Origin of the sequence: Salmonella sp. 32020114201800008SM, from assembly GCF_017572025.1 — a bacterium.
Taxonomy (GTDB): Bacteria; Pseudomonadota; Gammaproteobacteria; order Enterobacterales; family Enterobacteriaceae; genus Salmonella; species Salmonella enterica.
Window position 1 is genome coordinate 1 of record NZ_JAGEQM010000013.1, and the last position, 12,009, is coordinate 12,009.

The window sequence follows — 12,009 nt, forward strand, 5'->3', positions numbered from 1 at the left end:
AGGGTTGTTATGAATTGTAAACATGTTGTCCTCCCAGACAGAACTAAAGGTACGCCTTTGGCAAGGGATACTTATAATCCCTAAAATCTCAATTATACACGAACTTCACCACAACAGGGGAAGACCCATATCCATACAGATAAAGGCAATGAAAAATGGCACTGGAAAGCGGGATTGCGCAGTTAGTGGAGGAATTTATCGCGGCGGGACGCCCCTCTTCTCGCGAACAGAATATTGATGACCGGAGGGCGGGCTACATCGCCAGCACGACGCTGGCAGGAGAAACAGAAACCCGCGTCCAGGTTGAAGATATTGAACTCGATGCCATGACGTTTCGCGTGGTTTCGCCGCTCAATGCCACAGGGAAATTACCCTGCATCATTTATTATCATGGTGGCTGCTTTGTCAGCGGCGGTTTTGCCACTCACGATAACCAGTTAAGGCAGTTAGCTTTTTACAGCCGTTGTCGCGTGATTGCGGCACAGTACCGACTTGCACCAGAGCACACCTTCCCGGCCGCACATAACGATGCCGAAACCGGAGCCAATACTATCTGGAAATATGCCCAGAAACTGGGGATAGATCGCGAGAACATTACGCTTGCCGGTGACAGCGCGGGTGGGCATCTGGCGCTGGTCACCGCGCTACGCCTGAAAGCCGCCCGTCAATGGCAACCTGCACAGCTGATTCTGATCTACCCCATGCTGGACGCAACCGCCAGGTTTGCGAGCTACACCTGTAATGGGCTGGATTACATTATCACGCGTGACACGCTGCTTTCAGGCTACGAGATGTATATGCCGCGAACCGATCCACTGCATCCTGAAGCCAGTCCGCTCTGGCGTGAGGACTTCGCCGGACTGCCATCCACGCACATCATTACTGCCGAATTCGACCCACTGCGCGATGAGGGCGAGGCCCTGTATCAACGGTTCCAGGAACAGGGTGTGGAATGTACTTACCAGCGCTATCTCGGTGTCATCCATGGCTTTTTCCAGCTCGGAGGCGTGAGCCAGGCGGCACGAAGCGCCATGCGAGATGTGGCCTGGCGTGTTGTAAGCCCATCAACAGGCAAAATGACCTAAAATTCAATTTTGTTTTCAACTTGAAAACTGGATAACGTTGCGCTAAATTGTTTTCAGGTTGAAAACTTTGTAATGGAACGACATTGTGCATGTTATCAGCCGAAAACCGTTCAATGAAGCGATGCTCATGTATCCAAACCATGAGCTTGCTCTCACTGAGTTGCTGAATGTTCTGGAGAAAAAAACATTCACTCAGCCTGAAGAGATGAAGCGGTATATTCCTTCACTGGATAATTTTAAGTACAGAGATAAATGGTGGGTGATTGATGTTTCTGGTAACAGCCTGAGACTCATTTCCTACATAGATTTCAGGTTACATAAGATATTTGTGAAACATATCGTTTCCCATGCCGAATATGACAAACTGACCGCATATGATCGGGGTAATAAAGAATGAGAACTCATCGTCAGATGGATGCAACCAGCGCAAAAAAGATCGTTGATACCTTCAGCGATGCGGTAAAAAGCGTCCCACTGATGGGGGAAGACCGAAATGACAATGAGTATCGCAGGGCACTAGCGCTAGTGGAGTTTCTGGTCGACCACGACGATCTTGAAAACCCACTATTTGAATTGCTCTGTGCCCGAATCAGTGAATACGAAAAACATGCGCCGGAATTCAAATCACTCAACCAACACCTGGAGAAAACACCCCCTGGCGTTTCAGTATTGCGAACGCTCATGGATCAATACGGTCTCAAAGCAGCAGACCTTGCCAACGAACTTGGTTCTAAATCGAACGTCAGCAACATCTTAAATGGCCGCAGAGCACTAACGGTTAATCATATTAAAGCGCTTACACAACGCTTTAAACTACCAGCGGATGCCTTCATCGAGTAGTTGGATATGTCCAGCTACTCTTCCTCATTCCCGCCCTCTTCATACGGGCCGAACGGTTTCGCAGGTAGTACGATATAAATGCCTTCGAAAATTGCTCCGGCGGTCTCGCCGCCCAACAGTTCAACCTGCAACTGGACACGCGCTTTTTTACCCCGCGCCAGCCTGTCCAAATCACCGCTTAGCGACCCCAAATCAGCCACGGCGTTTGGCTTTCCGCTAATGGGTTTACTGTAGCGAATATGGGCGTCAGCAAGAATAATCGTCCCGCCCAGGTGGCGTTCACGGAGCATCAGCCAGATAAGTCCCCATCCGGTCAGCGTCGCCAGGGAGAACAGGCTGCCGGCAAACACCGTGTGATGCGGATTTTGATTACCGGTTTCCGGCATCGTGGTGATAAATTTTTGCCCGGTGTACTGCTGAATGCGCACCCCCATCTTTTCACTCAATGGAATGTGCTCATACCAGGCCTGCTGAAGCTGCCCGCACCAGTCGCCGCGATGCAGGATATCATCCAGCGATGCTACCGGTTTAATCATCAGAAAATGGCGGATTGGCGTGGTTGTGGGCGTAGTAATCTCCCCCTGATTGACAAACCCGAGTTTGGCAAAGAACTCAACCGCATCTTCGCGCGCACTGCAGGTGACGCGCTTAACGCCTTCCTGGCGGGCAACAGACTCCAGGGTCATCGCCATTAATGTCCCCAGCCCTTTATCCTGTACCGAGGGATGTACAGCCATAAAACGGATAGACGCCTCGTTATCTGCATTGATATACAGGCGGCCCACTGCAACTAAATTTCCTTCTTCGTCCACCACCATTTGATGGTGCGCCAACGCATCCCAGCCATCCCGTTCCGACCCTTTCGGCTGGTGCAGCGGTTTACGCAGCATCTCCCAGCGAAACTGGTAGTAACGTTCTAATTCTTCTTCTGTTTGCGGAACTCGAAGGTGATACATAGCCGTACTCTCTCTTGTTATCCGCGGCCACGCCGGAAGCTGACTCATACCTGGAGCCAGAATGTCACGGGGCCGTCATTAACCAGCTCAACCTGCATATCGGCAGCGAAGCGTCCGGTTTGCGTGTTTATCGCCTGCTGGCGGCAGCGCTCGACAAAATATTCATAAAGCGCCTGCGCGCGATCCGGCGCAGCCCCGCCGGAAAAGCTTGGTCGCATACCACGCTCGGTATCTGCCGCCAGCGTAAACTGCGACACCACCAGCACGCTGCCGCCAGCCTGTTGTACATTCAGATTCATCTTGCCGTCAGCATCGCTGAAGATACGGTATCCCAGCACGCGCTCGCACAGACGATTCGCTTTTTGTTCGTCATCTTCTTTTTCGACACCCAATAACACCAAAAGTCCTGGGCCGATTTTACCCGTCACCTCGTCCTCCACGGTGACGCTGGCACGGGTTACGCGTTGAATTAATGCAATCATGGTTGGTCAGCTTCTTCTTGTTCTGCGGCTTGTTTGAGTTTTCGGTATTCCCCGAGAGTGACAGTTATTTCTGCGCCAAGCAAGACTATACACCAGGTCCAGTATACCCAGACAAACAGGATAGGGATCACTGCCAGTACGCCATAAATGAGCTGATATGACGGGAACATGGTGATATAAAGCGCGAAACCTTTCTTTCCGGCCTCGAACAGCAACGCTGCGACAAACGCGCCGACAAGGGCGTCACGGTTCGGTACGCGAGTCGTTGGGACAATACTGTAAAGTAACCAGAATGAGATCCACGAGAGCAGCAGCGGAAGGATGCGCAATACATTGTCGATGACCGTATTCAGATCGCTGGCCCAGCGTAAAGAAAGCAGGTAGGAGCTGATCGCCAGGCTGGCGCCAGCGAGAAGCGGGCCGAGCGTGAGGATCATCCAGTACACCGCAAAAGAGTACACTTTTGGCCGTGTGCGTTTGCTGCGCCAGATAGTGTTTAAGGCGCTATCAATGGCGTACATCAACAGCAATGCCGTCACAATCAGTCCACAGGCGCCCACCGCCGTCATTTTGTTGGAATTAGCGACAAACTGCTCAATATAGCGCTGAATCACGTCTCCGGTGGCTGGCATAAAGTTAGCAAAAATAAAATGGCGTAACTGAATGCTGACATCAGAAAACATCGGAAAAGCAGCGAAAAGGGCAAAAACGACGGCAATAAGCGGTACTAAGGAGAGTAATGAGACATAGGCGAGATTTCCCGCCAGAGTCGTCATATTATCCTCATCGATACGCTGCCATAATAGCTTGAGCCAGGCCCGAACAGGGCGCGTATGGCGTCCAGCTTTTTGGTGAACGGTTTTTAGCATAACAGCTTCGCGAAATAGTCAGGGATGGTGGCTTTATCCTTCACCAGAATGCTGGTGATCCCCAACTGGTTGGCCCCTTCTATATTATCGGCATTGTCGTCGAAAAAGACCGCATCGGCAGCGGAAAAACCTTCTTTCTGCAGGACGTGCTGATAAATACGCGCTTCCGGCTTACGCATTCCCAAATCCTGCGATAAATAGATATGGTCGGCGGCAGCGCGCACCTCCGGGTATTCCTCCGGCCAGAAGTGGGTATGCAGTCGGTTAGTATTGGATAACACCACCACGCGATGCCCCTGCTCGCGCAGTTTATGCATGACAGCAATCACTTCGGGCCGTAATCCGACAAATACCGCCTGCCAGCCGTGCGCGAATTGTTCATAACTGAGCGATAACGCCATTTCATGACAGAAAGCTTCAGCAAACGCTTCGTCCGTTATCTCACCGCGTTCATGTTGGTGAAAAGTCTCGCCCATCGTAAATTTTTGCTTCAGCGAAGCCAGCGGTACTCGACTCAGATCGCTCCACACACCTAATACGCGGTTAAAGTCGATGTCGACAATCACATTACCTAAATCAAAGATGTAGAGCATGTCATTCTCCTTGCTAACCGGGGATGAATAACTGTAGCGGGAAAGGAGAAGTTTGACTATGTATCCCTTTATAAATCAATTAACAAAAAGACAATAGAAACGCAGACGATGCCCAATATCGCCTGCATCACAGCGCCGTTTTATTGGCCGGATAAAGCGCTGACGCGACCATCCGGCGCAAGGACGCTTGTCACGCTGAAACGGCGTCGTCCAGCGAAGGACTCACCTGAACCACTTCGATTTGCTGGGATTGAAGTAAATTCTGTAATGCCGGACCGGGATACTCGTCCGTAAACAGAGCGGTAATCTGTGACACATTGCCGATCTCAACCGCCGCAGAAGCATGGTATTTCGTATGATCGGCGGCCAGCAGAATATGTCGCGAGTGAGCCATCATGGTTTTCACTACGCTGGCTTCGTTGACATCAAACTCCAGTAACGCGCCATCGCTCTCTATCGCGCCTACGCTGGTGACGAGATAGTCAGCCCGGAACCCCGCCACAAACGCCGCCGCGGATGGCCCGATAATGCCGCTATTATGCGGGCGCAGCGTGCCGCCAGGCACCATCACTTCAAAACGAGGGTTATTATAAAGAATGTGCGCGACGCGCAGGCTATTGGTGATAATGCGCAGATGATTATGGTTGAGCAGCGCGCGCGCCACCTGCTCAACCGTCGTTCCAATCGTGATAAATATCGTGGAGCCATCCGGAATATAGTCAGCCACGGCTTCCGCAATGGCTTTTTTCTCTTGCGTCCAGGAGACCTCTCGCTGCTCAAAGGCGGTATTGACCACACTGGACGCTCTGCCAGCGCCGCCGTGATGACGCGTAATCAGCCCCTGCTCGCTTAATTTACGAATATCGCGGCGAACCGTCTGGGTAGAGACCTCCAACAAACTGGCTAACTCATCGATATTCATATAGCCGCGTTCATCAATTAGCATTAACAGCCGATCGTGTCGCGGATTACCGGTCAGTTCGGTAAGACTCATGAGCATTCCTCTAAAAGCTTCCTACTGCTCATATTATACAAAAAGTGACAAGAAAGATCGGGTTTGCTCACAATCAGGGATACCCGCCCGGCCACCCGGGCGCGTACACTTCAGCGCGGCAACGCCGCTGGCGAATCTGACAGCCTCTTCGATGGCGTATCCGCTTGCCAGGCCAAATGCCAGTGCGCCATGAAAAACATCGCCCGCGCCGGTAGTATCCACTACCTCCACGGTAAAACCCGGTTGGTGGCGTACCGCCGCTTTTTCCAACCAGTTGCAGCCTTCACTGCCTCGCGTGACATAGACATGTCCATTTGTGAGCATTTGTGCTTTTTTTAGCGCATCAATAGCTTCGCTCATCCCCGTCAGGCGTGCCAGCCCTGGCTCGGAGAAGGCGGCGTGGTCGCTTAACGCCACCAGCTCGCTAATATCCTGCGGCGTAATATCGCCATCAAGAACAGTCATGACGCCAGCCTGACGCGCCAGCGTAAACGCCTGTTTTGCGCCGTCATGCCAGCGCACATCCGCCAACACCACATCCCACTGCGAAAAATCGATGTCGTTAAGCCAGTCGGCGTCAGGTAATAAATCCGGGCTGGGATAATTAACGATAATCCGCTCTCCTTTGGCATCCACCATAATCGCTGACTGCGACGACATGGCCTGCGTGTAGCGGCGGGTATAACGGGTATTTACCCCCAAGGATTCCTGTTCCGCCAGCAGGCTGTTTCCGGTGTCGTCATCGCCCACACGGCCAATAAAGTCCACCTGCGCGCCCAATTTCGCCGCAGCCACGGCAGCGGTGGCCGCAGGCCCGCCGCCCACTTCCGTATAGCGCTTCGCCACATATTTACCTCCTTCTGTTGGTAATCCTTCCACGTAATAGATGCGATCCATCACGGTAATACCTACACAAGCAATACGAACCATGGTCATTCCTCAAGCATTTTCGATGTGCTCATTTTAATTTCACGAAATGTTTAAAAAGTGACGGCTGTCAATTTTTTGACTATAAATTACAAATACGATCACAAACAGACAGAAAAAGGCTCATTAATGACAAAAAATGACACCACCGTGTTCAGGAGAACGATATGGCAGTTATAGCATTTATCGGGTTGGGACAGATGGGCTCCCCTATGGCGAGCAATCTGCTAAAGCAGGGCCATCAACTCAGCGTCTTCGATGTTAATCCCGACGCCGTACAGCGTCTGGTAGACAAAGGCGCGCAACCTGCAAGCAGCCCGGCTCAGGCAACCATCGGCGCTGAATTTGTTATCACCATGCTCCCGAACGGCGATCTGGTTCGTTCCGTTTTGTTTGGCGAGCAAGGCGTTTGTGAAACTCTTTCCCGTGAAGCGCTGGTCATTGATATGTCCACTATTCATCCGTTGCAAACCGATAAGCTGATTGCCGACATGCAGAGCAAAGGGTTCAGCATGATGGATGTGCCGGTAGGCCGGACATCCGACAACGCGATTACCGGCACATTGTTGCTGCTGGCAGGCGGTACGACGGAGCAAGTAGAGCGCGCTACCCCTGTTCTGATGGCGATGGGTAATGAACTGGTCAACACCGGCGGCCCGGGAATGGGTATTCGCGTAAAACTGATCAACAACTACATGAGTATTGCGCTAAATGCGCTCTCCGCCGAAGCCGCCGTGCTGTGTGAAGCGCTGGGGCTTTCCTTCGACGTGGCTTTAAAAGTGATGAGCGGCACTGCCGCAGGCAAAGGGCATTTCACCACCACTTGGCCGAATAAAGTGATGAAAGGAGATCTGTCTCCCGCCTTCATGATCGATCTGGCGCACAAAGATCTTGGCATCGCGTTGGATGTCGCCAATCAACTGCACGTACCGATGCCGCTCGGCGCCGCCTCCCGTGAAGTTTATAACCTGGCGCGGGCCGCAGGCCGCGGTCGGGAAGACTGGAGCGCCATCCTGGAACAGGTGCGCATCAGCGCCGGGCTGACCGCCAACGTAAAAAAGTAACGACTGTATAAAGGAAAATTGAATGAACAACTACACCATCAAAGACATTACGCGAGCTTCCGGCGGGTTTGCCATGCTGGCTGTCGATCAGCGCGAGGCGATGCGTTTAATGTTTGCTGCTGCTGGTGCGAAAACACCCGTTGCCGATAGCGTGCTGACGGATTTCAAAATGAATGCGGCGAAAATTCTTTCCCCGTATGCCTCTGCCGTTCTGCTGGATCAGCAGTTCTGTTATCGCCAGGCCGTAGAACAAAACGCGGTCGCTAAAAGCTGCGCCATGATCGTCGCGGCGGATGATTTCATCCCGGGCAACGGTATTCCCGTTGATAACGTGGTCATTGATAAAAAAATTAATGCGCAGGCGGTAAAACGGGATGGCGCGAAAGCCTTAAAACTGTTGGTGCTGTGGCGCAGCGACGAAGACGCGCAGCAGCGTCTGGATATGGTCAAAGAATTCAATGAATTATGCCACTCCAATGGTTTGCTGAGCATTATCGAACCGGTTGTACGTCCGCCGCGCTGCGGCGACAAGTTCGATCGCGAGCAGGCGATTATCGATGCGGCCAAAGAGCTGGGCGACAGCGGCGCCGATCTTTACAAAGTTGAAATGCCGCTCTACGGCAAAGGCGCGCGCTCCGATCTTCTTACCGCCTCACAACGCCTGAATGGGCATATCAATATGCCGTGGGTCATCCTCTCTTCCGGTGTGGACGAAAAACTGTTCCCTCGCGCAGTCAGGGTCGCCATGGAAGCTGGCGCATCCGGGTTCCTGGCGGGACGCGCGGTCTGGTCATCAGTGATTGGTTTACCGGATACCGAGCTGATGCTACGTGATGTTTCCGCGCCTAAATTGCAACGTTTAGGTGACATTGTCGATGAAATGATGGCTTGTCGCCGCTAATACGAGGATGAAAGAATGAAATGGTTTAACACATTGAGCCACAACCGCTGGCTGGAGCAGGAAACCGACCGCATCTTTAATTTCGGTAAAAACGCCGTGGTGCCGACAGGCTTCGGCTGGCTGGGAAATAAAGGGCAAATTAAAGAAGAGATGGGCACCCATCTTTGGATCACGGCGCGTATGCTGCACGTTTATTCCGTGGCGGCGTCGATGGGCCGACCGGGCGCTTATGATCTGGTCGATCATGGCATCAAAGCCATGAACGGCGCGCTGCGCGATAAAAAATACGGCGGCTGGTATGCCTGCGTTAACGATCAGGGCGTGGTAGATGCCTCTAAACAGGGTTATCAACACTTCTTCGCCTTGCTGGGCGCGGCCAGCGCCGTCACGACCGGTCATCCTGAAGCCAGAAAATTGCTGGATTACACCATAGAAGTGATTGAGAAATACTTCTGGAGTGAAGAAGAGCAGATGTGCCTGGAGTCCTGGGACGAAGCCTTTAGCAAAACCGAAGATTACCGTGGCGGTAACGCCAATATGCACGCCGTCGAAGCGTTCCTGATTGTTTATGACGTTACCCATGACAAAAAATGGCTGGATCGCGCTATCAGAATCGCATCAGTCATTATTCATGATGTAGCCAGAAATAATCATTACCGTGTTAATGAACATTTCGATTCACAGTGGAATCCTATCCGCGACTATAACAAAGAAAATCCAGCACACCGTTTCCGTGCATTTGGCGGTACTCCAGGTCATTGGATCGAATGGGGTCGTTTAATGCTGCATATCCACGCAGCACTGGAAGCCAGATGCGAACAACCCCCTGCATGGCTGCTGGAAGACGCGAAAGGTTTGTTCCACGCTACGGTACGTGATGCCTGGGCTCCGGATGGAGCAGACGGCATTGTGTATACCGTTGATTGGGAAGGGAAACCCGTTGTACGTGAACGTGTACGCTGGCCAATTGTAGAAGCGATGGGGACAGCCTATGCCCTCTATACCGTAACAGGGGATCGTCAATACGAAACCTGGTATCAAACATGGTGGGATTACTGCATTAAATACCTGATGGACTATGAAAATGGTTCCTGGTGGCAAGAATTGGATGCTGACAACAAGGTGACAACTAAAGTCTGGGACGGTAAGCAGGATATATACCATCTGCTGCACTGTCTGGTAATTCCACGCATCCCGCTCGCTCCAGGGCTGGCACCAGCCGTAGCAGCAGGTTTGTTAGATATCAATGCGAAATAAATAAGCCTGGTAACGACGGCATATCAGCAAATGAACATTGCATATGCCGTTGTTTAGTAAGGGTATCTAATATTAAGGTGATATGTATGCATAGTGGTGGGAATACGATATTACTCGCTGCAGGTGATTACCGGGCGCAAATAGTTTCAGTGGGTGCCGGTCTTGCCGAATTAACCTGGCAGGGCAAGCATCTGGTTATACCTCATAAACCAGAAGAGATGCCTCTTGCTCATCTGGGTAAGGTATTAATCCCTTGGCCAAATCGTATTGCCAATGGTATCTATCAGCATGATGGGCATGAGTATCAGTTGCCGATTAATGAACATGGCTCTAACGCCGCTATTCACGGCTTGCTTGCATGGAGAGACTGGCAAGTTGATGAATTAACAGCCACAAAAGCCTCGTTCTCCATATTTTTACCGCCAAGCTATGGCTACCCATTCGCATTGATTTCGCAGGTTATTTACTCACTGGACACAACAACAGGGCTGTCCGTTGAAATAATTAGCCAAAATATCGGCGATAAACCAGCACCTTATGGCGTCGGTGTTCACCCCTACTTAACCTGTGACTTAGCACCTGTTGATGATTATACGCTGCAACTTCCTGCAAAAGAGGTTTTTGCTTTCGATACACAGTCTAACTCATCAACGTTACTACGCGTCGATGAGCTGAATCTGGACTATTCCATCCAACAAAAAATTGGTGATAAACGGATTGATCATACTTTCAAAACTTACAGCGAGCGATGGGAGGCGAAAATTATTAACCATCAACAGGAACTGGCTGTTAGTTTATGTTCCGATCAACCGTGGCTTCAGGTCTATAGTGGCGAAAAGTTGAATCGCCGGGGATTAGCTATCGAACCGATGAGTTGTCCGCCGAATGCCTTTAATTCTGGGATCGACTTACTATTACTTAAACCAAAACAACAGCATATATTGTTTTTTAATATTTGTGGTGAATGCATATAGTTCATGTATTTATTTGTGCAGGATACCTATTACCCTGACTTAAAACAGTCAAAGTAATATTTTAGAATTTGATAATGAAGGAATTATAATGGATTTCTTTAATTTATTTACACCTGATGGCGTGATGTTGGAACCTGGTGTTATATACACCGTTATCGCCTTAATGTTTCTTTATACATTCGTAGGAATATGTGCTGGCTTTGGTGGTGGATTGACTACCATGCCGCTCATAACCCTAATGCTACCTGTAAAAATGGCAACACCACTTTCTGTTATTGTCGGAACAGCGACCGCCATTTATGCCACATGGTTATCTCGTAAAGAAACGGACTGGCGATCGGCTGCCGTTCTTATCGGCTTCTCTTTTCTTGGCATTCCGGTAGGTTTATATGCACTTTCCTATCTACCTGATCACATAATGAAAATAGGATTGGGTGGTTTTCTTATTCTCTACTCATTCTACAGTATGTTTATTCCCCGTCTACCCATCTATGACAGACGTTGGATTGCTGCACCGTTAGGGGCGATAGCTGGGGCGCTAGGAGCGGCCTTTTCCACAAATGGACCGCCAGTTGTGATGTATGGAATGCTACGTAACCTTGGCCCAGCCGCTTTTCGCGGTACGCTGAATGCATTCTTTACGGCAAACAACATTGCAGTTGTCGGCGGCCTGGCAACCAGTGGAATATTAACAATTTCAACATTTAAACTGGTTATTTTCTGTATCCCTACCATGATACTCGGTTCCTTAGTCGGGCAATATGTTCATAAGCGTATTTCGGTAAAAGTATTCCGCGTTTTAGTATTTTTATTATTAATTGCTTCGGGTGCAATGTTAATAAAAGGTGCATTAGGTGTTTCAGCGGCTACTGCGCTTCTACCACCATTTGTACTGTTGGCAATATTACAAATACTTTTAGGCAAAAAAATTGCTGAGATTCGTAAAGTGGATGCCAGCAAATAATAAGTGCTTGCTTTGTTCAGGCGCTACTTCAAGAGTAGCGCATAACTATTTAAGGCTAATGAATAATAACGAATCATAAACAATCAGTATGCTCGCGTTCCTC

General features: G+C 50.4%; 14 protein-coding genes. 8 read left to right on the plus strand and 6 right to left on the minus strand.

All coding sequences use genetic code 11. The features are described 5' to 3' along the window. Nucleotides 1-155 precede the first annotated feature (155 nt). The 3 genes from J4613_RS21760 to J4613_RS21770 all read left to right on the plus strand — a co-directional run bounded on the left by J4613_RS21760 (nt 156) and on the right by J4613_RS21770 (nt 1,925). A complete protein-coding gene (locus tag J4613_RS21760) occupies nt 156-1,085 on the plus strand; it encodes an alpha/beta hydrolase (RefSeq protein WP_111742528.1) in 930 nt (309 codons plus the stop codon). Nucleotides 1,086-1,170: 85 nt separating this feature from the next. Further along, on the plus strand, nt 1,171-1,482 hold the full coding sequence (locus J4613_RS21765; RefSeq protein WP_017465947.1) for a type II toxin-antitoxin system HigB family toxin: 312 nt from the start codon (nt 1,171-1,173) through the stop codon (nt 1,480-1,482). Further along, nucleotides 1,479-1,925, plus strand: a complete 447-nt coding sequence (locus tag J4613_RS21770) for a type II toxin-antitoxin system HigA family antitoxin (protein WP_017465948.1) — start codon at nt 1,479-1,481, stop codon at nt 1,923-1,925. The genes J4613_RS21765 and J4613_RS21770 overlap by 4 nt, the downstream gene beginning before the upstream one ends. 14 nt (nt 1,926-1,939) lie before the next feature. Here J4613_RS21770 and fabY read toward each other — a convergent pair whose 3' ends face one another. The 6 genes from fabY to J4613_RS21800 form a co-directional block, all read right to left on the minus strand. Continuing rightward, the gene (fabY, locus tag J4613_RS21775; RefSeq protein ID WP_001518251.1) at nt 1,940-2,881 is read right to left on the minus strand and encodes a fatty acid biosynthesis protein FabY; all 942 of its coding nucleotides are present in this window, start codon (nt 2,879-2,881) and stop codon (nt 1,940-1,942) included. A gap of 44 nt (nt 2,882-2,925) precedes the next feature. Then, a complete protein-coding gene (gene dtd, locus J4613_RS21780) occupies nt 2,926-3,363 on the minus strand; it encodes a D-aminoacyl-tRNA deacylase (RefSeq protein WP_000560974.1) in 438 nt (145 codons plus the stop codon). Continuing rightward, on the minus strand, nt 3,360-4,232 hold the full coding sequence (locus tag J4613_RS21785) for a virulence factor BrkB family protein (RefSeq protein ID WP_000921423.1): 873 nt from the start codon (nt 4,230-4,232) through the stop codon (nt 3,360-3,362). Before J4613_RS21785 ends, dtd begins: the two co-directional genes overlap by 4 nt. Beyond that, nucleotides 4,226-4,825, minus strand: a complete 600-nt coding sequence (yihX, locus tag J4613_RS21790) for a glucose-1-phosphatase (RefSeq protein ID WP_001621364.1) — start codon at nt 4,823-4,825, stop codon at nt 4,226-4,228. The genes J4613_RS21785 and yihX overlap by 7 nt, the downstream gene beginning before the upstream one ends. Before the next feature lie 190 nt (nt 4,826-5,015). After that, nucleotides 5,016-5,819: a DeoR/GlpR family DNA-binding transcription regulator gene (locus tag J4613_RS21795; protein WP_000059693.1), complete on the minus strand. Its 804-nt coding sequence runs from the start codon at nt 5,817-5,819 to the stop codon at nt 5,016-5,018. A 33-nt stretch (nt 5,820-5,852) separates the two neighbouring features. After that, nucleotides 5,853-6,749, minus strand: coding sequence for a sugar kinase (locus J4613_RS21800; RefSeq protein ID WP_111742529.1), 897 nt, complete (start codon nt 6,747-6,749; stop codon nt 5,853-5,855). Between the two features lie 164 nt (nt 6,750-6,913). On the opposite strand from J4613_RS21800, the gene yihU reads away from it, so the two are divergent. The 5 genes from yihU to J4613_RS21825 all read left to right on the plus strand — a co-directional run bounded on the left by yihU (nt 6,914) and on the right by J4613_RS21825 (nt 11,906). Continuing rightward, nucleotides 6,914-7,810, plus strand: coding sequence for a sulfolactaldehyde 3-reductase (gene yihU / locus J4613_RS21805; RefSeq protein WP_000268251.1), 897 nt, complete (start codon nt 6,914-6,916; stop codon nt 7,808-7,810). A gap of 22 nt (nt 7,811-7,832) precedes the next feature. Further along, a complete protein-coding gene (gene yihT, locus J4613_RS21810; RefSeq protein WP_017465949.1) occupies nt 7,833-8,711 on the plus strand; it encodes a sulfofructosephosphate aldolase in 879 nt (292 codons plus the stop codon). 15 nt (nt 8,712-8,726) lie between these two features. Then, nucleotides 8,727-9,968: a sulfoquinovose isomerase gene (gene yihS / locus J4613_RS21815; RefSeq protein WP_000870940.1), complete on the plus strand. Its 1,242-nt coding sequence runs from the start codon at nt 8,727-8,729 to the stop codon at nt 9,966-9,968. 71 nt (nt 9,969-10,039) lie between these two features. After that, entirely contained in the window at nt 10,040-10,942 is a 903-nt protein-coding gene (locus J4613_RS21820) for an aldose-1-epimerase (RefSeq protein ID WP_024132191.1), read from the plus strand. An 88-nt stretch (nt 10,943-11,030) separates the two neighbouring features. After that, on the plus strand, nt 11,031-11,906 hold the full coding sequence (locus J4613_RS21825; RefSeq protein ID WP_000345334.1) for a sulfite exporter TauE/SafE family protein: 876 nt from the start codon (nt 11,031-11,033) through the stop codon (nt 11,904-11,906). Nucleotides 11,907-12,009: the final 103 nt, after the last annotated feature.